General features: G+C 64.6%; 8 protein-coding genes. 2 read left to right on the forward strand and 6 right to left on the reverse strand.

The window, feature by feature from the left end:
• Positions 1–174: 174 nt before the first annotated feature.
• Positions 175–765, forward strand: coding sequence for a transglycosylase SLT domain-containing protein (locus AC0L18_RS18865; RefSeq protein WP_473493703.1), 591 nt, complete (start codon positions 175–177; stop codon positions 763–765).
• Positions 766–778: 13 nt separating this feature from the next.
• Here the strand turns inward: AC0L18_RS18865 and AC0L18_RS18870 are convergent, their stop codons facing one another.
• From AC0L18_RS18870 to AC0L18_RS18895, 6 genes are all read right to left on the reverse strand, one after another.
• On the reverse strand, positions 779–3007 hold the full coding sequence (locus AC0L18_RS18870; protein ID WP_473493704.1) for a dipeptide ABC transporter ATP-binding protein: 2229 nt from the start codon (positions 3005–3007) through the stop codon (positions 779–781).
• Positions 3008–3058: 51 nt separating this feature from the next.
• Complete coding sequence (locus AC0L18_RS18875) at positions 3059–4216, reverse strand: ABC transporter permease (RefSeq protein ID WP_091600286.1); 1158 nt, start codon at positions 4214–4216, stop codon at positions 3059–3061.
• 12 nt (positions 4217–4228) lie between these two features.
• Positions 4229–5263 carry an ABC transporter permease gene (locus AC0L18_RS18880; protein WP_027153847.1) on the reverse strand — a complete coding sequence of 345 codons (1035 nt, stop codon included), beginning with the start codon at positions 5261–5263 and terminating at the stop codon, positions 4229–4231.
• Between the two features lie 225 nt (positions 5264–5488).
• Entirely contained in the window at positions 5489–7144 is a 1656-nt protein-coding gene (locus AC0L18_RS18885; RefSeq protein WP_091600287.1) for an ABC transporter substrate-binding protein, read from the reverse strand.
• Between the two features lie 389 nt (positions 7145–7533).
• Entirely contained in the window at positions 7534–13584 is a 6051-nt protein-coding gene (locus tag AC0L18_RS18890; protein ID WP_473493705.1) for a translocation/assembly module TamB domain-containing protein, read from the reverse strand.
• Positions 13584–15512: an autotransporter assembly complex protein TamA gene (locus tag AC0L18_RS18895; protein WP_473493706.1), complete on the reverse strand. Its 1929-nt coding sequence runs from the start codon at positions 15510–15512 to the stop codon at positions 13584–13586. Before AC0L18_RS18895 ends, AC0L18_RS18890 begins: the two co-directional genes overlap by 1 nt.
• Positions 15513–15816: 304 nt before the next feature.
• Between AC0L18_RS18895 and AC0L18_RS18900 the strand changes: the two genes are divergently transcribed.
• A complete protein-coding gene (locus AC0L18_RS18900; RefSeq protein WP_473493707.1) occupies positions 15817–21297 on the forward strand; it encodes an alpha-2-macroglobulin family protein in 5481 nt (1826 codons plus the stop codon).
• Positions 21298–21400: the final 103 nt, after the last annotated feature.

Here is a 21400-nt window from a genome sequence, read left to right on the forward strand (position 1 = left end):
CCGCCGCCTGCGGGCGCGATTTTAGCCAAGGCGGCATTTTGGGATTTTCGTGCCGACAAAAGCGACGGAAAACGTCGGAATATCTATCCTCGCTGTGTCGCGGCCAAAGCGGCCGATCAGCCGTTAAGGAACGCTGCAAAATTCCTTTTATGTTTTCGGCCTAATCCTCTTGCGATGGGTCGGTCGAGTTTTCGTAAAATTGTAGCCGTTACCGTGCTGCTGGCGCTGTCGGCCTGCGCGACGCCGCCGAGCCATATCAACAATGTCTGCGCCGTCTTCGACCAGAATGACGGCTGGTTCGACAACTGGCAGGCGGCGGCCGAACGCGCCGAACAGAAGCACGGCGTGCCGGTTCCCGTGCTGATGGCGACGGTGCGCAAGGAATCCGGCTTCAAAAGCAACGCCAGGCCGCCGCGCAAGAAGCTGCTCGGCTTCATTCCCTGGAAACGTGCCTCCAGCGCCACCGGCTTCTCGCAGGCGCTCGACGGCACCTGGGCGCAATATCAGAGCGAGACCGGCAGTTGGGCGGCGCGCCGCACCAGCTTCGCCGATGCCGTCGATTTCGTCGGCTGGTACCATTCCAAGACATCAGACACGCTCGGCGTCGCCCGCAACGACACCTACAATCTCTATCTGGCCTATCATCTCGGCTGGACGGCCTATGGCCGCGGCAACCGTGGCGATGCCGGCGTACAGCGCTATGCGCGGGCCACCGAGCAGATGGCTCGGGACTACGCCGCGCAGCTACGCCAATGCGCGCCTTGATAGCGCCACGGATCTAATCGTCCGTCAGCTTCGGCCTCTTGCCGTGCGGTCGCTGCGGCGGAGCGCCGGCAAAGCCCGGACCGATGCCCTGCGGCGCGTCGTCGGGCACGCCTTCATTGGCGGCATGCTCCTTGTCGAACTTGATCACCGGCTCCATTTTCGCCAGCACGTCGTCGGCAAGCCAGCACAGGCTCATATGACCGTCGCCGAGATGCTTGACCGGCGGCACCTGCGTCTCGCAAAGGTTGTCCGGCACCAGCTTCTTGTAGCCGCAGCGGGTCTGGAACGGGCAGCCGGTTGGCGGGTTCATCGCCGACGGGATGTCGCCTTCCAGCACGATGTGCTTCTTGATCACGCTGGTGTCGGCGATCGGGATCGCCGACAGCAGCGCCTCGGTGTAGGGATGATAGGGCGGCGAAAAGATCTGGTCGGTCGTGCCCTGCTCGACGATATAGCCGAGATACATGACGACGACGCGGTCGGCGATGTAGCGCACCACCGACAGGTCGTGGCTGATGAACAGCATCGTCGTCTTGTTCTTGCGCTGGATGTCCATTAACAGCTCCGTCACCGCCGCCTGCACCGACACGTCGAGCGCCGAGACCGGCTCGTCGGCCACCACCACCTTGGCGTCGCCGGCAAATGCCCGCGCCACGCCGATGCGCTGCTTCTGGCCGCCTGAAAGCTGGCGCGGCTTGCGGGTCTCGAACGCCCGCGGCAGCTTCACCAGGTCGAGCAGTTCCAGCATGCGCTTGCGGCGGTCGGCAACGGTGTTGCCGACATTGAATTTTTCCAGCGTGCGGATGATCTGCGAGCCGACCGTATGGCTGGGATTGAGCGTGTCGAACGGATTCTGGAACACCATCTGGATCGACGACACCGTCTCGACGCTGCGGTTCTCGACCCCGATCGACTGGATCTGCTGGTTGCCGAGCGTCACGCTGCCCGAGCTTGCCGTCTCCAGTCCGAGCAGCACCTTGGCCAGCGTCGACTTTCCGCAGCCGGACTCGCCGACGATGGCGACGGTCTCGGATTCGCGCGCCATGAAGGAGATCGTCTCATTGGCCTTGACGACGCGGCCCTCGCTCGAGCCGAACACCTCGCTGCCGCCGACCTTGTAGTATTTTTTGAGATCCTCGATCTTGAGCACCGGCGCGCCGGGCTCGACGCGCTCGTTGACCTTCTTGGCGCCGGGCGGCAGCGCTTCCCAGTCGATCTCGTTGAAGCGCACGCAGCGCGAAAAATGGCCTTCATGGCCGTCGACCGCGATCATCGGGATTTCTGCGGCGTTGCAGACGCCCTCGACGAAATGGTGGCAGCGGGGGCCGAAATTGCAGCCCTTCGGCCGCTCGTGCGGCAGCGGCAATTGCCCCGGGATTGAGATCAGAGGCCGCGAATTCTTGTCGGCGCCGGGCAGCGGGATCGAGCGGAACAGGCCTTGCGTGTAGGGATGGCGCATCCGGTCGAAGACGTCCTTGATCTTGCCGGTCTCCACCGCTTCGCCCGAATACATCACCGTGATGCGGTCGCAGGTTTCCAGGATCAGGCCGAGATTGTGCGACACGAAGATCATCGAGGTGCCGAACTTCTCGCCGAGCCCCTTGACCAGGTCGACGATGCCGGCTTCGACCGTCACGTCGAGCGCCGTCGTCGGCTCGTCGAGCAAGAGCAGCGCCGGCTTCGACAGCAGCGCCATGGCGATGACGATGCGCTGTTGCTGGCCGCCGGAGAGCTGGTGCGGAAACGAGCGCATCATGCGCTCCGGATCGGGCAGCCTGACCGAGCGCACCATTTCCAGCGCGCGCCTGTAAGCCTCTTCCTTCGACACCTTGTCGTGGATCAGCGGCACTTCCATCAGTTGCTGGCCGACCTTCATCGCCGGGTTCAGGCTGGCCATCGGCTCCTGGTAGATCATCGCGATCTTGTTGCCGCGGATGGCGCGGAGTTCCTCGTCGGACAGCTCGCCCATGTCCTTGCCCTGGAACTTTATCCGGCCGCCGACGATCTTTCCGATGTTGGAGAGGTCGCGCATGATGCCGAGCGACACGGTCGACTTGCCGCAGCCGGATTCGCCGACGATGCCCATCGCTTCGCCAGGCATGACCGTGCAGGAAAAATCCATGACGGCCGGTATCTCGCCCTTGCGGGTGAAGAAGGAGATCGACAGGTTCTCGATTTCGATGATCGGCCCGTTGGTCGGCCCATTGGTCGGCTTGGCGGGATTTCGAACTGCCTCATTCATGGGTCGCTCCAATCCTGGTTCTTTCAGCATATCGGGTCGAGAACCCGTCCATCAATCTTTCATCGATTGTTCACGCAGCGAGTCGGCCAGCAGATTAAGGCCCAGCACGAACGACATCAGCGCGATCGTCGGCGGCAGCGCCGGATGGATGAAGGAGCGCAGCAGCCGGCTGGCATCCTTGATCGCGGTGCCCCAGTCCGGGCTCTCGGGCGCCAGCCCCAGGCCGAAATAGCCGAGCGTGCCGAGCAGGATCGTGGTGTAGCCGATACGCAGGCAAGCATCGACGATCAGCGGCCCGCGCGCATTGGGAAGTATCTCCCACAGCATGATGTACCAGGGCGATTCACCGCGCGTCTGCGCCGCCGCCACATAGTCGCGCGTTTTGATGTCCATGACCAGGCCGCGCACGATGCGGAACACGCCGGGGCTGGAGGCGAACACCACCGCCACGAAGATGTTGAGCTGGTTGGGATCGATATGGATGATCCTGAACGGATCGGCATCGAAGACCAGGCCGGCATAGACCCAGCCGCCAATGATCAGCGTCAGCCCCAGGAGGATGTAAAGGCGGTCGGGCCGTTTCTTGTAGCGCGTCCAGAACAGCACGCTGAAGAAGATGATCGGAAACATGAAGAACAGGCCGGCCATCGCATAGGGGATAGGTGTCTCCATGATGCCCGGCGTCACCAGGAGGTAGAACAGCAGGATCACCGGGAAGGCGAGCACCAGATTGGCGAGGAATGACAGCACCGTATCGATCCTGCCGCCATAATAGCCGGCCGGCAGGCCGAGCGTGATGCCGACCATCAGCGCAAACCCGGTCGCCGCCGGCGCGATGATCAGCACGATCTGGCTGCCGTAGACCATGCGGCTGAACACGTCGCGGGCAAGCTTGTCGCCGCCGAACAGGTAGACTAGTCCCGATTGCGGCTCGACCGCGCCCGGCAGCGCGTCCTTCATGATCGGGATCTGGACAAGCGGATTGAAGGGCGAGACGGTCGACGCGAAGATCGCCGTGAACAGCCAGAACAGGCAGATGCCGACGCCGACGATGCCGACGCTGCTGTCGAAGAGCTGACCGTAGAGGCCAAGCCTCTTCTTGTAGGCGAAGCTCGCCCCCATCACCAGGACGAGAGCGATCCAGACCGGCCAGAAACGCGCAAGCACGCCAAGCACCACATTGAAGGCGCCGATATATTCAAGCTGCATCCGCTCGATCCCCTATTGAACTCTGATACGCGGATTGAGAAACGCGTAGCCGACATCGGAAATGAGCTGCGTGATCAGGACGATGAACACCGAGACCAGGGAGCAGCCGAGCAAAAGATCGATATCGTTGTTGCCGGCCGCCTCGACCAGCGTGTAGCCAAACCCCTGGTAGCGGAACATCACCTCGACAATGACGACGCCGGTGAGCAGCCAGGGAAATTGCAGCATGATGACGGTGAATGGCGCGATCAGCGCGTTGCGCAGCGCGTGCTTGACCACGACGCTGCCGAAGGAGAGGCCCTTCAACCGGGCGGTGCGGATATATTGCTGCGTCATCACCTCGACCATCGAGGCGCGGGTCATGCGGGCGATATAGCCGATGCCATAGATCGCCAGCGTCATCACAGGCAGCGTGAAATTGTAGAAGGTGATGCCGCGGCTGGCCGAAGCCGCCGAACCGTTCAGCAGGCCGAGCCATGAGGCGAAGATGACGGTGAAAATGACGCCCGACACATATTCGGGCGTCGCCGTCGAGGCAATCGAGGCGACCGACAAGGTCCGGTCGGTTCGCGAGCCTTCGCGCATGCCGGCGAGGATGCCGATCAGCAGCGAGATCGGCACCATCACCACAAGCACCCAGAACATCAGGATTCCGGTAGCACCAAGCGCCGGGAACAGCTTCGACGCGACCGTCGTCTTGAACTTGGTCGAGCAGCCGAAGTCACCCTGCAGCACGCCGGAGAATGTCGGCTCGACAGGATCGTTGCAGAAGGAAAAACGTCGCGCCGGTTTGCCGGTTGCCGGGTCTGTGACCGGCTGTTTGGGCACGATACCCAGCCATTGGCCATAGCGGGAGAAGAAATTCTGGCGATAGCCATGGTTGACCAGCCAGCTTTCGAGCTGCTCGGCCGAGGTGTGCATTTCGGTCTGGCTGATTGCCAGCTTTTTCAGATTGGGATCGAGATTGATCAGGAAGAACACGACCATCGTCAGGCACAGCATCGTCAATGCCATGGTGCCGAGGCGTCGAAGGATGAAAGAAAGCATGGCGGTCCCCTGCCGGTCTGGTTGGGGTTGAGGCCGGCTTGGAGCCAGTTCAGCCTGCGATCGGCAGAGCTGGCTGTCAAACGGACCCTCAGAATGCGATCAACCCTGTCTTATTGCACGCCCTCTCCGAAGAGTCCGCGCTTTCTTGCTGCGCCGACCTTGGGTTGTGGGATCATGCAAGGCGTGGGTGGAAGGGGCGAACCGCCCCTTCCACGATCGATCCGATCAGGCCTCCTCGTCGAGCCAGACCTTGCCGTAGTCGCGCTCGAAGGTCGGATGCATGCCGTAGTTCTTAACGGCAGCGACCGAATGGCTGTAGAGCTTGCGCCAGTAAGGCTGGATGATGATGCCGGAATCCTGCAGGATCTGCTCGATGTCCTTCATCATTTCCTTGCGCTTGGCGGGGTCGGCAACGGCGAGCGCCGCGTTGAGCTTGGCATCCCACTCGGGATTCGACCAGCCCGTCTCGTTCCAGGCTTCACCGGTGCGATAGCCGATCGCCAGAACCTGGACGCCGAGCGGCCGCATGTTCCAGTTGGTCATCGACAGCGGGTATTTGGTCCAGTCGTTCCAGAAGGTCGAACCCGGCAGCACCGTACGCTTGACCTTGATGCCGGCGTCGCGCATCTGCGCGGCGATCGTATCGCCGGTATTCTTGTGCCAGTCTTCGTCGACCGTGATCAGCTCGTGCTCGAAATCGGCCTGGCCGGCTTCCGCCATCAGCGCCTTCGCCTTGGCCGGATCGCGGGCAATCTTCGCCAGCTCGAAATATTCCGGATGGATCGGCGAGACATGGTGGTTTTCGGCGACAGTGCCGGCATTGCCACCGCCCAGCTGGAGCACGACAGCGTTGTCGACCGCGAGCTGCAGGGCGTTGCGGACCTTCTGATCGTCGTAAGGCTTGTTGGTCACATTGGTGCGGCAGACGATCGTCGAAGCGGTGACGACCTCGGACTTGACCAGGTCGACACCGTCGAGGATCGACACATAGTCGGCCGACGTCTCGAAGTTGGTATGGACCTCTCCGGATTCGAAGGCGCTGACCGTGGCCGCCGGATCGGTGCCGTAGTCGATGAACTCGATGCCGTCGAGAAAGACCTCGCCGTCCCACCACTTGTTGTCTTCGCGGCGCTTGTAGACGACTTTCTGGCCGACATCGTAGGAGACCAGTTCAAATGGGCCGGTGCCGATCGGGCAGGCTTTGAAATCGCCGCCCTTTTCGTCGAAGGTCTTGTGGACAACGAGACCGGGATAGTCGCACACGTTGGGGATGAGCGCGATATCCGGCGTGCTGAGCGTCAGCTTGATCGTGTGATCGTCGACCTTGGTGACGGCGCTCTCATCCAGCTTGTCGTCCTTGACCAGCGAGCCGAGGCGACCGGGCATGGAATTGCCTTCGGCTTTCTTGTCGCCCCAACGCTTGAAGTTGAAGATGACGTCGTCGGCGGTGAACGGATCGCCGTTGTTCCAGGTGACGCCCTTGCGCACATGCAGCGTGTATTCGGTGGCGTCGTCGTTGACGTCCCAGCTCTCTAGCAGGTAGGGGCGGAACGTGTATTCGTTTGTGTACTTGACCAACGGCTCGATCGCCTGGCGCTCGGCATTGGCGATTTCCGACCAGTCTGCCTTGCGCGGATCCTTCGGATCCTTGATCCACATAGCGACCTTCAGAATGCCGCCCTTTTTGCCCTGCACGTCCTGCGCTCTCGCCGGCGTCGGGTCGGCGAGGCCGAGCATGCCATAGGCCATCGCCGTGGACGCGCCGAAGACACTGGCCAAAGCGAGAAACTCGCGGCGATCGACACGTCCCGCCCTGGCTTCCTCGGCCATTGCATGGATGTGATCCGGAACGCGGTCGCCATTACTCTTGTAGATTGTCATCGAGAACTCCCATTGTTGGCTTTCTGCCTTTTACCATTCCGCATCCGGGCCGTGATGTCAAAAACGGCACGGATTGGGAACATGCCAAGGAATGTGCAACTTTGGAAGGGAAGCAGTTCGCGTGATAACGACAGTCTTGGCGCAAAATTGCTATTGCCCGGCAGATTTCGTTCGAATCTCCGGCATCGATCAAACTGAGACATTCACTGCTGCGCCGCACGTCCGGTCGGGCGCGCAACGGACGCTGTAGCAGTTTGATTTTGCGCCGAAATCGATTTCGATTCTCGGGGTCATGCGCGAAGCTTTGCACCGCGCCGGCCGTATCCGGATGAGTGCCGATATGGCGACGAGGGCTGTCGGATTGCCGGACCCTATCTCGCCGGCCGGCTTCAGTACTCGCGTTCGTAGAAAATGCCACCCTTGGCTTCGCCGGCATCGGTGGCTTCGCCGCGCAATTTGACGCCGCGGCCGACGTCGAGATCGATCGCTGCCTTGCCCGAACCCGGCTTGTCGCCCTTCTGGATCGTGACATAGGTGCGGTCGTTGAGATATTTTCCGGCCGAGACCGCGGTGCCGCCCTCCTCGTCGGTGACGACGTCGAGATCGTCGACGCCGATGGCGCTGCGCAGGTTCTGGAGCAGCGAGGTCGAGCCGCCGATGCCGGCCAGTTGCGCGGCGGCTTCGGCAAGCTGGGCGATCTGCAGCGGCGACAGGTTCGACATCGAGCGGCCGAAAATCAGTTGCGCCAGGACCTCGTCCTCTGGCAATGCCGGCACCGACGAGAAGTTGAATTTCGGATTGGTCGCCTCGCCCGAAACCACGATGGTGACGGTGGTGCTGCTCGTCGTCGATGTCGCCGTGAGATTGAGATAAGGCACCAGCGACCCCGAAAAGCCGACCGTGCCTTCGGTGAAGGTCAGCCGCTTGGCCAGGATCGACAGCCGACCGCGCTGCAAGTCAAAGGTGCCGACCGCTTGCGGCGACGATGCCGGGCCGGTCAGCCGCAGCGAACCGCCAAGCTCGGCATCGACGCCCCTGCCCTGGATGAAGATCTGGCTGGGCGCGTTGACCGTGACATCGAGGTTGAGGCCGCCGCCACTGCTGCTGCTGCTCGCCGTCGCCGGGCGCAACGCCTTGTCCTGCGCGCGCACGGCGGCCGGTGCGTTCTTGTGCCTGATGTTGAGCGCCGCCAGCGAGCCCGGCAGCTTTTCGGGAACGGTGATGACGGTCTTGGCCAGGTTGATCGTGCCCGAGATCACCGGCGCCGATGCGAGTGGCCCCTTGATGGTCAGGTCGCCGCCGAGATTGGCGGTGACCACCCTGCCGTCGGTGTAGCGGCCATCGACGAGCTTGATCGACAGGTCGGCCGGAAAGCCTTGCGCCGGATTGATGCCGACCGTGCCGCTGGCCGACAGGCTGCCGCGCGTCGACAAATTGCCGGTCAGGCGGTTTATCCTGGCGACGCCACCGCCGATCGCCACATCGGCGGTGATATCGTTGATCGCAAGTCCCGAGCGTGCATCGATCAGGCGGGCACCCGACGTGCGGACCGTGCCTGTGATCACCGGCGCCGTCGCCGGGCCGCGCACCTTCAGATTGACGTCGGCCGTGCCGCTCAACGACAAGCCTTGTGCGGCCAGTGTCCGGGTCAGGAAGGCGAACGGCACCTTGCCGGAAAAGTCGAGATCAAGCGTCGGCGTGCCTGATGTCGTCATCGTGCCGCCGCCCTTGAGGCCGAGACCGGCGGCATCGCTCATGTTGGCCTCGAAGCTCAGTCGGTTGCCGGAAAACGTGCCGGAGGACGAAACGCCCATGCCGCCGAAACCGGCGCCGCGGGTCTGCGACGTCTGGACGCCTGCGGCGTCGACCTTGAAGGCGACGGCCGGATTGGCCGGCGCGCCCGTCACCTTCACCGTGCCCGAGATCGTGCCGGCGGCATCGAGGCCGGGCGAGAAACTGTTGGCGAGCGACATCGGCACCTGCGCCAGCGTCGCGTTGAGATTGAGCGCCTCCCCGACCTTGCCCGAAACTGTCGCCGTGCCGCCGCCGAGGTTGAGTGCGAGCCTGTCCAGGCTGGTGGTGCCGTTGGCGATGGTGATGATCGAGGTCTGGGCGATCGCCGCCTTGATGCCGCGCATCGTCGCCTGGCCGGAGGCGAGCTCGACCGTCGTCGTGCCATTGGCGACCCTGACGCGGCCGGCCGCCTTGGCCGGAATGTCCTTGACGGTGGCGCCGCCGGAAAAGCCGGTCCAGTCGCCGTCGCGGGTGAGATCGACATCGATGCCGCGAATGACGGTGCCGCCGGAGGTGACGCTGTCGGCGAGGATTTTTCCGGAGATCACCGGCGCCGCTCGATAGTTGGCGATCGATGCGTCAATGGTCACCGTCTTTGCCGAAACATCGCCGCGTGTAATCGAAGCCGTCGAAGCCTTGACGGTGACCTCAGGCGCATTGCCGGCCTTCGAGAAGACGATCGTGCCGCGCACGTCGCCTTCCGCCTTTTCCAGCGCAAGCGCTGCCAGCGGTCCGATGTCAGGCAGGTCGAGCGCCACGGTGCCTTCAGGCACGAAAGCCTCGTCAAGCGCCAGGTCGCCTGATATCCGGTTCTTGCCGAGCGACAGCAAAAGCCCGTCGATGGCGCGCTTGCCGTCTGACGTCGCCAGCACGGCGCTGCCCTGCAGGGGCTGGCCCGCGACATTTCCGGTCAATTGGACATTGGCCGCCGGGTTGGCGGCATCGGCTTTGCCGGTGGCGGTGAGGCTCAACCCGGTGATCTCGCGTTCGGCAACCGAAAGCCGGTCGCTGTTGACCGTCAGCGACAGGTCGGGCGCGGTGCTGGCGCCTTGCGCGTTCAGCGCGAAGGTGATGGCGCCGTTGGCGTCCCCGGACAGAAGCGAGATGTCGGCCAGCGCGCCCTTGATATCGACGGTGAGCTTGTTGTCGGCAAGGCTGGCCTGCCCGTCGGCGGTCAGCGCGCCGGACACCAGCCTGATCGCATCGGCGGTGACATTGCCATTGGCGTCGCGCTTCAGCGCGGCACTGAGTTCCGTCCGTTGCGCGAGCACGCCGCGCGCTGCCGCCGGCAGCGCCGCGGAAACGGCGTCGGTCTTGAGGTTGAGGTCGATGGCGCCGTCGGCCAGCGAGATCCTTCCATTGAAGCCGGTGTTCAGCGCGTCGCTTGTCACCGACCCGCTGTCGATGACAATGCCGTCGGTCGCCAGGCTGCCGGCGACTTGTGCCGTGATCTTGCCGGCGATCAGCGGCGCTATGGTCGGATTGTCCAGGCCGATCTTGTTTGCCGTCACCGTGCCGGAGACCGGCCCCGTCCGGCTCTTCACGTCGAAAGCGTCCGAGTGCAATGCCAGCGTGAGCCCCTCGACATCGCTGAATTTCGTCGCGACCGAAGGCAGAACGGCGGAAATGTCGAGCTGCGGCTGCGTGCCCTGCCCTGCAGCCTTTACCGAAAGCGCCTGCAGCTCGAGCTTGATCGGGCTCTCGGTGCTGCCGAGCGTCAGCGGCAGGCTCGGGCCGGTCGAGGCCAGGTCGAGCGAAAAATCGCTGGCGCCGTTCGGATTGATGGTGCCGGCAGCCTTGCCGGAAATCTTGTCTCCTGAAAGCGTCGCGCGGTCGATAGCGACGCCGCCGGCGGAGGAGAAGCTGCCTGCCGCATCGAGGTTGAGCGGCCCGAGCCCCGCCTGGCGGGTCTGGCTGGTCTCGGCGCCGTTGAGCTGCGCATTGAAACGAATGTCAGGGGCTGCCGACGGTCCCGTCACTTGCGCCGTTCCACCGAGTGTGCCAGCGGCGTCGAGGCCGGGTGAAAAATCATTGGCCAGGGCGGCCGGCAGCCCGGAAAACTCTGCCGCGAGATCGAGCGTCTGGCCGGCGGTGCCGGACACTGTCACCGATCCGCCGCCGACATCGAGCATCAGCTTCTCGATGCTGGCCGCGCCATTGGCGATGCTCAGGGTCGACGGCTGCGCGATCGCCGCCTTGATGCCGCGAATGGTCGCGTCGCCGGAGGCGATTTCTACGCTTGTCGTGCCGTCCGCGATCTTCACCCTGCCTTCTGCGGTGGCCGGAATGCCGGCGACGGTGGCGCCGCCGGAAAACCCGGTCCAGTCGCCGTTGCGCTTCAAATCGACACCGATGCCGCTGATTACGGTGGCGCCTGATGTGACTGTATCGGCCTTGATCGTGCCGGAGATCGCCGGTGCCTTGAGATAGTTGGCGACCAGCGCGTTGACGGCGATGGCCTTCGCCGCCAGATCGCCGCGCGAAATAGACCCGCTCGTCATATCGACGGCTACCGTCGGCGCGCCACCATCATTCGAGAGGCGGATGCTGCCCTGCACGTCGCCGGCCGCCGTCTGCCCGGCAAGCGCGGCCAGCGGGCCGATATCGGGCGCTTCGAGTGTCAGCGTACCGAGCGGCAGCAAGCTGTCGTCGAGCACGAGATCGCCCGAGACCTTATTATCGGCCAGCGACAGGCTAAGCCCGTTGACGGAGCGCGTGCCGTCGCGCGTCACCAAGGATGCCCTGAGATCGAGCGGCTGGTCGTCGACGGACCCGGTCAGTGCGACATCGGCGGCGGGATTGACGATGTCGGCCTTGCCCGTCGCTGTCAGCTTGATCGTCTTGACCGTCCGGCCCGACGCGGTCAGGCTGTCGCTGTCGGCCGAGACCGAGAAATCCGGCGCCGAGCGCGCGCCGCTCGCCGTCAGCGCGAAATCGACGGCCCCGCCGACCGCTACGCCGACCATCGGCGACAGCACCGAAACATTGCCGAGCGTGCCCCTGATGTCGGCCTGGATGTCGGTGCCCGTCGCGCTGGCGGTGCCGCTGGCGCTGAGCGAGCCCGAATTGAGTTGCAGCGCATTGGCGGCAAACAAGCCTTGCGGGTCGCGGGTCGCGGTCGCCGAGAATGTCACGCGCTCGCCGAGAATCGGGCGGATCTGCGGCGGCAGCGCAGTCGAGACGGCATCGGCATTCATCTTGAGCGTCATCGCCAGATCGGCCAACGTCACCCTGGATGTCACCGAGGCATTGAGCGCATCGCTGCGCAGCGTGCCTTGATCGACGACGATCTCGTCCTTGCTGACCGACCCGGCGAGGTCCGCAGTGACCCTGCCGGTCACCAGCGGTGCCAGCGTCGCCACGTCGGTGTTCAGGCCGCCGGCGATAAGCTTGATGGTGACCGGTCCGCTGCGGTCCTGGATGTCGAAGCCGTCGGAATGAATTTCGGCCACCAGATCGTCCACCCGGGTGCCGCCCGCCACCACCGAGACCAGGGACACGCCGATGTCGATTATCGGTGCCTTGCCGCCGCCGAACGCGCGGGCCGTGGCGCCGGTGATCGCCACCGTCACCGGCTGCGCCGCGGCGCCGAGGCTGAGCACGATTGGTGGACCCTTGGCGGCGAGTTCCGCCGAAAGGTCGCTGGCGCCGTTGGGGTCGATGCTGCCCGCGGCGGTGCCATGCACGGCATCGCTGTCGATGCTGGCGCGCTCAACCTCGACGCCGCCTGTCACGATCGCGGTTCCGGCGAGGTCGAAGCTGGTCTTGCCGGCGAACAAGGATTTCAGATTGTCGGGCAAGAAGCGCTGGAAGTCGCCGTCGCCCTTGGCCTCGACATAGTTGCCCTTGTCGGTGACCTGGTGGCGACCGGTGAGCTGGGTGACGATCTGGCCGTCGACGACGAAGGTACCGATGCCGCTCCAGTTGGCGACCGGCCCGGTGCCGGTGACGACCATGCTGACCGGCGGCGCATCCGGCAATTTGAGCAGATTGGCGATGATGCCGCCGGCCGGCTCCGATGCCTTCAGATCGAGGTCCAGCTTGTTGTCGGCGGGCGCGAAATGGATGTTGGCGTCGACCTTGCCTTGCTTGCCGTCGCGGCGGGTGATGTTGAGGCTGGTTTCGAGCGCCAATGGCGCCGCGTCGGCCTTGAATGATCCCCTGGCGGCGAGCTCGGCGATACCGCTGCCGGCCAGCGCCTGCCCGAGCGCGATTTCCGGCAGGTCGATCTGCTTGACGTCGAGCGACACCGGCAGCGTGGTGGCGCCACCTTGGCTCGGCTGCGTGCCGGCCACCGGCAACCGCGCCAGTTCGATGCGATCGGCGGCGACGCGGCCGGCGCTGAAGTTCTTCGACAGAAGCGCCAGCGGCGACCAGTCGACCGCCACCTTGCGCGCCACCAGCCAGGCGCCCTGGCGATCCTCCAGCACTACATGGTCGACCGTCAGGGCGCCGGACCAGATGCCGTCGATGCCGCTGACCGTGACCTTCTGGTCATCGCTCGACGCCACGGTCGAGATGATGCCGGCGAGATTGGCGCGGCCGCGCTCGGTCTTGGTGAGCACGACGAGCGCACCGACCACCGCCGCCACCAGGACGAGCAGTGTGTAAAGGGCGATGCGAAGGATGCGCTTGAACATTGTCATCAAAACGCCTGGCCGATGCCGGCATAGATGCCGAAATCCGGGTCGTCGGGATCCGGGTTGAGCGGCACCGCCGCATCGATGCGCAACGGTCCGAACGGCGTAATATATCGCAAGCCGACGCCGGCGCCGACCTTCATGTTGGAAAAATCGGGGAATTGATCGGTCGAGACGGTGCCGGCATCGACGAATGGCACGACGCCGATCGTGTCGGTGATGGCGATGCGCATCTCGATCGAGGTCTCGAAGATGGACAGCCCGCCGATCGGCTCTCCGTCGGCGTCCTTCGGACCGATGCCCTGATAGGCATAACCGCGCACCGAGCCGCCGCCGCCGGAATAGAAACGGCGGTCGGCCGGAACATCCTGAAGGCCGGCGCCGATGATCGAGCCGATGGCGACGCGTTCGGCCAGGACGAACTTCGAGGCCGCGTCGAGCGCCTGATAGGCCGATCCTTCGCCCCTCAGCTTGACGAAGGCGGCTCCGTTCAAAATGTCGTAGCTCGGCTCGGCATAGGCCAGCGCCCTGAATCCGGTCGTCGGGTTGAGCCGGTTGTCGCGGTTGTCAAAGACATAGCGCAGCGGAATGCTGGCGATCAGAAAAGTGTGCTTGCCGAAAGAATCGGTGATCTTCGAATAGTCGAGCGCGACCTCCGCCGAAACCGTCTGCCGCCTGTCGAGGTCATAAGACAGGCCGGTGCTGCCCTTGACCGAGAAACGGTCGTAGGCGTCGGGATGCTCCAGCACGGTGTTGACGTTGGCAAAGAATTTGGACGCCGGCCCGACCACGCCCGGCTTTTCGAACATGATGCCGGCATTGTAGTTGAGCTCGGTCAGTTCGTTGCTGCCGATGCCGCTGATTTCGCCCTCGATGCGCAGTTTTTCGGCACGGCCGAACAGATTGCGGTGACCCCAATAGCCTTCGAGGCCGAGCCCCTCGGTGTTGGAGAAGGTGCCGCCAAGGCCGAAATAGCGCGGCTTGCGCTCGCTCACTTCGACGCCGATCGGGATGTTGCCGTCGGCGTCGAGACCGTCGGCCTCCTTCAGCGTGACGCTGTTGAAGACTTCCAGCCCGAGCAGCCGGTCGCGCGCCTCGTCGACCTCTTCCGGCGAATATTGGCGGCCGCGCTTCAGGCCGGTCATGTATTCGGTGAAATCGCGGTCGACCTTCTCGGTGCCTTCGACCGTGGTGTCGCCATAGCCGGCAACCGGCCCGGCGGCCACGGTCAGCGCCACGTCGAGCGTCGAGGTGGCGTGATCGGCAACGATCTCGCGGGCGGTCACCTTGGCCAGCGGCCTGCCGTCCTCCTTGAGCGCCCGCACGATCGACGCCTCGGCCTTGAGCACGGCACCGGACCCGGCATCGCCGCCGGCGATCAGGCCGAAATCGGCGCCCGACAGCCCCGCCGCATCGCCCTCCAGCCTGATGTCGCCAAGCGTGAACTTCGGCCCGGCCGCAATGTTGATCACCACAGGAATCGGCTGCGGACCCGAGAATTCGGCGTCGGGCGGCAAATCGTCGAGCGGCTTGCCTTCGATGGTAATGGTAACGACGCCCTCGTAGCGGGCGTCCGCATAAAGGGCGGCGACAAGCTGATCGCGGTCGGCACGCGCCTTGGCCAGCAGGCCGAGCGAACCGGAGACCGGACGTTCTTCGTCGTCCTTCAGCGCCGAGGCGTTTTCGAGTTTTTCGGCGAGATCCTCGTCGGCGTCGGGCGCCTCTATGGTCACCGCATAGCGCAGCGGATCGACGATGTCGGCATCTTCATCCTCCGACGATCCCCACAGCTTGATGCCGAAGATCTCGAAAGCGGCCGCATTTCCGCTCGCGCCAACCAGTGCAGTCGAGCATAGCAAGGCGGAAAGCAGGGCGAGCAAAAACACGCGCCGTGGCGCGGTTCCTCCCGACATCTGCCTTTCATACGCCGACATTACAACTCTACACTAGCGGCCAAAGCTAAAATTGGAATGAAGTTCTGAATTGCTCGTAAACGGGCCACAATCCAATTGCCACAATCCAACTGTCTTAAATGGACAGGGCTTGGAATTCACACCTTCTGCGTCGCCGCAAGAAAGCGTGATCCCTGTCCTGTGGAGGTACTACCGGTCATCGGCCGGAAAGGAAACCGTTGGCAGGTGGGAACCTGCCGCGTCCTTGTGTTGACAAGCTGGACTGAAGCTTGAACATGTCTGGACGTAACGTGGAAGTAACGTAAGCAGTGTCCGGAGGGGTGTCATGGCAATGCGCGCGGCTCGTGGTCTGTCGATTCTTTTTCTTCTCTTTTTCGCCTGGGGCAGTGTCGCGCAAGCGGCCGAAGCGCGCCGGGTGGCGACATCGGACAATTCCGATTATTTCGGCTTCGATCTCAGATCCGACCAGAACGTCAGCCTCGATCAGTGCACGACGACATGTCTCGGCGATCCCGCCTGCCGCGCCTTCACCTACAACCCCAAGGCCAAATGGTGTTTTCTCAAATCCGATTATAACACGCTGAAGCCCTTCAAGGGCGCCGTCGCCGGCAAGGTCGTCAACGTCGAAGGCGACCCCGATATCGGCGCGCCGCCGGCGCTCGCCTTCTTCCCCGCCTGGATGGCCGACCAGGCCCAGCAATACCGCAACAGGCTCACCGGCCCGGCCTACACCAAGCCCACCGAAGGGCTGACGGCGCTGCGGGAGGCGGCAAGGCAAGCGTCGCAGACCGGCGACCACCGCTTGGCCGTTCAAAAATACGAGGCTTTGGTTTCGGTATTGCCCGACGATGGCCAACTCTGGCTTGAACTGGCGCGGGAAACACTTGCCGTGCAGCCGACCGCCAACAGCGCCGAGGCGTCGACCCTGCCGGCGAACGCCACCTCCGCCGGCTTCAACGCCTACAAATTGCTGCGCACCACAAAAACCCGTGCCGAAGCGCTGGCACTGCTTGGCGACGGGCTCGATCGCCGCGACCTCGCTCGGCCGGCGCTGCAGGCCTACGAAGCGAGCCTCGCGCTGGTCAGTTCGCCCTGGGTCACGGCCGCCTATCAGGACCTCAAGGCGCGCAAGGGCTTCCGCGTCGTCGATCATACGGTCGACGCCGACACCAGCGCGCCACGCATCTGCGCGCAGTTTTCCGAAGACCTGGTCAAGACCGGCGTCGACTACGCGCAATTCGTCACCGTCGACAACGCCGCCCCCAAGGGTGTCGAGGCCAAGGACAAGCAGATCTGCGTCGAGGGGCTCGAGCACGGCCAGCATTACGACGTGACCTTCCGTCCCGGCCTGCCGGCCGCCATCGGCGAGGTGATCTCCACCCCGGTGGTGCTGTCGATCTATGTGCAGGACCGCGCCCCGTCCGCCCGTTTCACCGGCGACAGCTTCGTGCTGCCGGCCGGCGCGCGCCGCGGCATCCCGGTCGTCACCGTCAACATGAGCGCGGCCGAAATGAAGCTTTTTCGCATCGGCGATCGCTCGCTGACCCAGCTTCTGTCCGGCTACCAGTTCCTGCGCCAGCTTGACGGCTACGACATCTCCAACATTTCCGATCAGATGGGCGAGCCGGTTTGGCAGGGCCAGCTCGACATCGCCAACGACCTGAACAAGGAAGTCACCACCTCCTTCCCGGTCGACGAGGCGCTGCCGCAGCGCAAGCCCGGCGTCTATGTGCTGACCGCGCAACCGGTCGACGAGAACGACGACGACTATGATTCGCGCGCCACGCAATGGTTCGTCGTCTCCGATATCGGCCTGTCGACCTATACCGGGCAGGACGGGCTGAACGTCTTTGCCCGTTCGCTCGCAACCGCCAAGCCGATATCAGGTGCTGAACTGACGCTGCTGGCCAGGAACAACGAGATCCTCGGCACCGCGACCACGGACGCGGAAGGCCGCGCCGTCTTCAACCCCGGACTGACGCGCGGCGACGGCGGCATGGTGCCGGCCGTGCTGACAGCCAGGCAGGGTGACAGCGACTTCGTCTTCCTCGACATGGGCCGCGCCGGCTTCGATCTTTCCGATCGCGGCGTCACCGGGCGTCCGGCACCGGGCGCGCTCGACGTCTATGCCTGGACCGAACGCGGCATCTACCGTGCCGGCGAGGACGTCCATGTCGCAGCACTTGCCCGCGACAGCGCCGCCAAGGCGGTCGAGAACCTGCCGCTGACCTTCATCTTCACCCGTCCCGACGGCGTCGAGAACCGCCGCATCGTCAGCGACGGCGCATCGGCCGGCGGCCATGCCGTCGACCTGCCGCTCGAACCCAACGCCATGCGCGGCACCTGGACGGTGGCGATCCACACCGACCCCAAGCAGGCGGCGGTCGCCAGCCAGATGTTTTTGGTCGAGGATTTCGTGCCGGACCGCATCGAGTTCGACCTGTCCTCCGACAGCCGCGAGATCGCGCAGGGCGAAACCGCCAACGTTACCGTCGACGGCCGCTTCCTTTATGGCGCGCCGGCCGCCGGGCTGGCGCTCGAAGGCGAACTGACGCTGTCGACCACCCGCGCCTGGGACCGGTTCAAGGGCTATTCCTTCGGCCTTGCCGACGAGCAGTCGGCGGAACCGTCGGTCACCCCGTTCACCGGCCTGCCGGTGGTCGGCGACGACGGCAAGGCGACCTTCCCGGTTTCCGTCGACCAGTTGCCCTCGACCACCAGGCTGGTCGACGCCAAGGTTACGGTCAGGATGCGCGAGACCGGCGGCCGCGCCGTCGAACGCTCGCTCACCATCGCCATCCGGCCGCAGGGCCAGATGATCGGCATCCGCCCGGATTTCGACGGCGACGAGGTGCCGCAAGGCGGCACGGCGAAGTTCGGCCTGATTGCCGTCGACCCCGACGGCAAGCGTGAGGCGCTGCAGGGCGCGCAATGGTCGCTGGTCAAGGTCGAACGCAATTACCAATGGTACCGCTCCAGCAATTCCTGGAACTATGAGCCGGTGACCTTCACCAAGTCGGTGGCCAGCGGCCGGGTCGACATGACCGCCGACGGCGAGGCCACCGTCTCGCTGCCGGTCGACTGGGGCCGCTACCGGCTCGAGATCGAGACGTCTGACCCGGAGGGCCCGGCGACCAGCTACGAGTTCGACGCCGGCTGGTATGTCAGTTCCACCACCACCGAAACGCCCGACGGCCTCGAAATCGCGCTCGACAAGGACAGCTATGCGGCCGGCGAAGTGGCCAAGCTCAAAGTGTCGCCGCATTTTGCCGGCGAACTGCTCGTCACCATCGGCGCCGACAAACTCCTGAAGACCGTCACCGCCAGCGTGCCGGCCGGCGGCAGCACCATCGACATCCCGGTCGGCGACGACTGGGGCGCCGGCGCCTATGTCACGGCAACGCTGTTCAGGCCGGGCGAGGCGCAGGAAACCCGCATGCCGGCGCGCGCCATCGGCGTCAAATGGCTGAAGGTCGATCCGGGCTCGAAAAAACTCGCGGTCAGCCTGGCGCCGCCGCACAGGACCATGCCGCGCCAGCAGCTGTCGATCCCGATTTCGGTGGCCGGCGTGCAGCCGGGCGCCAACGCCTATGTCATGGTCGCGGCCGTCGATGTCGGCATCCTCAACCTGACCAACTACAAAGTGCCGGATCCGGAGACCTGGTTCTTCGGCCAGCGCATGCTCGGCCTTGAAGTACGCGACCTCTACGGCCGCCTGATCGACGGCTCGCTGGGCACGACCGGCAAGCTGCGCAGCGGCGGCGACGGCGCCAACATCCAGTCGCAAGGCAGCCCGCCGACCGAAAAGCTGGTCGCCTTCTTCTCCGGTCCGGTCCAGCTCGACGCCGGCGGCAAGGCGCGGGTCGACTTCGATATCCCACAGTTCAACGGCACCGTGCGCGTCATGGCCGTCGCCTGGACCGAGGACGGGGTCGGCCACGCCCAGTCCGACGTGATCGTGCGCGATCCGGTGGTTATCACCGCCGGCCTGCCGCGCTTCCTGGCGCCCGGCGATTCGGCCGTCATGCGGCTCGACGTCACCGACGCCGACGGTCCGGAGGGCGACTATGCGCTGTCGATCGACACGTCAGGTGATCTTTCGACCGGCAGTGCCGCCCTGCCCGAAAAGCTGACACTGGCCAAGGGCAAGCGGCAGACGCTGACCGTGCCGCTGATCGCTGAGACGCCGGGCAACGCTTCGATCACCATCAAGCTCGCCCATGCCGACGGCACCGCTGTCGAGCAGACGCTCTATGTCCCGGTGCGCCCGGCGCAATTGCCGGTGACCACCCGCATGGTGGTCGACCTCAAGGGCAAAGGCGGCTCGCTGCGCGTCGACAAGGAGCTCTTGGCGGCAAGCCTGCTCGACGGTGCTTCGGTCAGCGTCGGCGTTTCACAGGCTGCGGCCTTCGACGTGCCATCGCTGCTGATGACGCTCGACCGCTACCCCTATGGCTGCGCCGAGCAGACCACCAGCCGCGCCATGCCGCTGCTCTATGTCAACGAGATGGCGTCGGGCATCGGCCTGGCCAGCGACACCGACCTGCACGGCCGCATCCAGGACGCCATCTACAAGGTCCTGAGCTACCAGGCCTCGGCCGGCAGCTTCGGCCTGTGGGGCCCGGGCTCCGGCGATTTGTGGCTCGACGCCTATGTCACCGACTTCCTGACCCGGGCGCGCGAGCAGAAATACGACGTGCCGGCGCTGGCGATGAACCAGGCGCTGAGCAATCTGCAAAACGCGATCGGCTATGATCAGGACGTCAAGGATCGCGGCAGCGAGATCGCCTATGCGCTCTATGTGCTGGCCCGCAACAAGAAGGCCTCGATCGGCGATCTGCGCTACTACGCCGACACCCAGCTCGAAGCCTTTACCAGCCCGATGGCCGTCGCCCAATTGGCGGCGGGCCTGGCGCTCTATGGCGACACGCAGCGCTCGGAAGCCACCTTCCAGGCCGCCCTGCAACTGGCCAATTCGACCTCGGCATACGATTACTACAGGTCCGATTATGGCTCGCCGCTGCGTGACGGCGCAGCGATGCTGGCGCTTGCCGCCGAATCCAAGCCGGTGCCGACGATCGTGCCGGCGCTGATCAAGCGGGTGACGCAGGAACGCGCCGCCGTCAGATGGACCAGCACGCAGGACGAGTCCTGGATGCTGCTGGCGGCGCGTGCCCTGAAGGCCGGCAATGATGCGATCGCGCTGACCATCAATGGCGCGCCGCATGCCGGCGCCTATTCGGACCAGATCGCCGGCAGCGACATTGCCGACAGTCCGCTGACCGTCGCCAACACCGGCAGCAACCCGTTGCAGGCGGTCGTCACCACGGTGGCCTCGCCGATCCAGCCGCTGCCGGCTAGCGGCGACGGCTTCACCATCGGCCGCACCTACTACAAGCTCGACGGCACCGAAGCCAATGTCACGGAGGCGATCCAGAACGAACGCTATGTCGTCGTGCTCAAGATCTACGAGCAGAACAAATGGCCTTCGCGGCTGGTGATCACCGATCTGCTGCCGGCCGGCTTCGAGATCGACAATCCGGGCCTGGTTTCCAGCGCCCAGTTGTCGAATTTCTCCTGGCTGGCCCAGACCGACGCCGCCCATCTCGAATTCCGCGACGACCGTTTCGTCGCCGCCTTCAATCCGAACGACGGCGAAGGCGACCGCAACATCACGCTCGCCTATGTCGTGCGTGCGGTGACGCCGGGCACCTATGCCCATCCGGCGGCAACCGTCGAGGACATGTACCGGCCACAATATTCGGGCCGCACCGCCACCGGCATGATGGAGGTCAAGGCGCCGTAAGGCAAAGATGGCGAACAGGAACATGGCGATGTCGCTGCCCCTCATTGCCCTGCCGGGCATTTCTCCCCGTATAGTGACGGGGAGAAAGAGGCCTGCGCCGAAA

This window comes from Mesorhizobium sp. WSM4819, assembly GCF_055811215.1.

Coding starts and splice junctions, on each gene's coding strand:
- AC0L18_RS18865 (WP_473493703.1), top strand. CDS start 175: ATGGGTCGGTCGAGTTTTCGTAAAATTGTAGCCGTTACCGTGCTGCTG.
- AC0L18_RS18870 (WP_473493704.1), bottom strand. CDS start 3,007: ATGAATGAGGCAGTTCGAAATCCCGCCAAGCCGACCAATGGGCCGACC.
- AC0L18_RS18875 (WP_091600286.1), bottom strand. CDS start 4,216: ATGCAGCTTGAATATATCGGCGCCTTCAATGTGGTGCTTGGCGTGCTT.
- AC0L18_RS18880 (WP_027153847.1), bottom strand. CDS start 5,263: ATGCTTTCTTTCATCCTTCGACGCCTCGGCACCATGGCATTGACGATG.
- AC0L18_RS18885 (WP_091600287.1), bottom strand. CDS start 7,144: ATGACAATCTACAAGAGTAATGGCGACCGCGTTCCGGATCACATCCAT.
- AC0L18_RS18890 (WP_473493705.1), bottom strand. CDS start 13,584: ATGACAATGTTCAAGCGCATCCTTCGCATCGCCCTTTACACACTGCTC.
- AC0L18_RS18895 (WP_473493706.1), bottom strand. CDS start 15,512: ATGTCGGCGTATGAAAGGCAGATGTCGGGAGGAACCGCGCCACGGCGC.
- AC0L18_RS18900 (WP_473493707.1), top strand. CDS start 15,817: ATGGCAATGCGCGCGGCTCGTGGTCTGTCGATTCTTTTTCTTCTCTTT.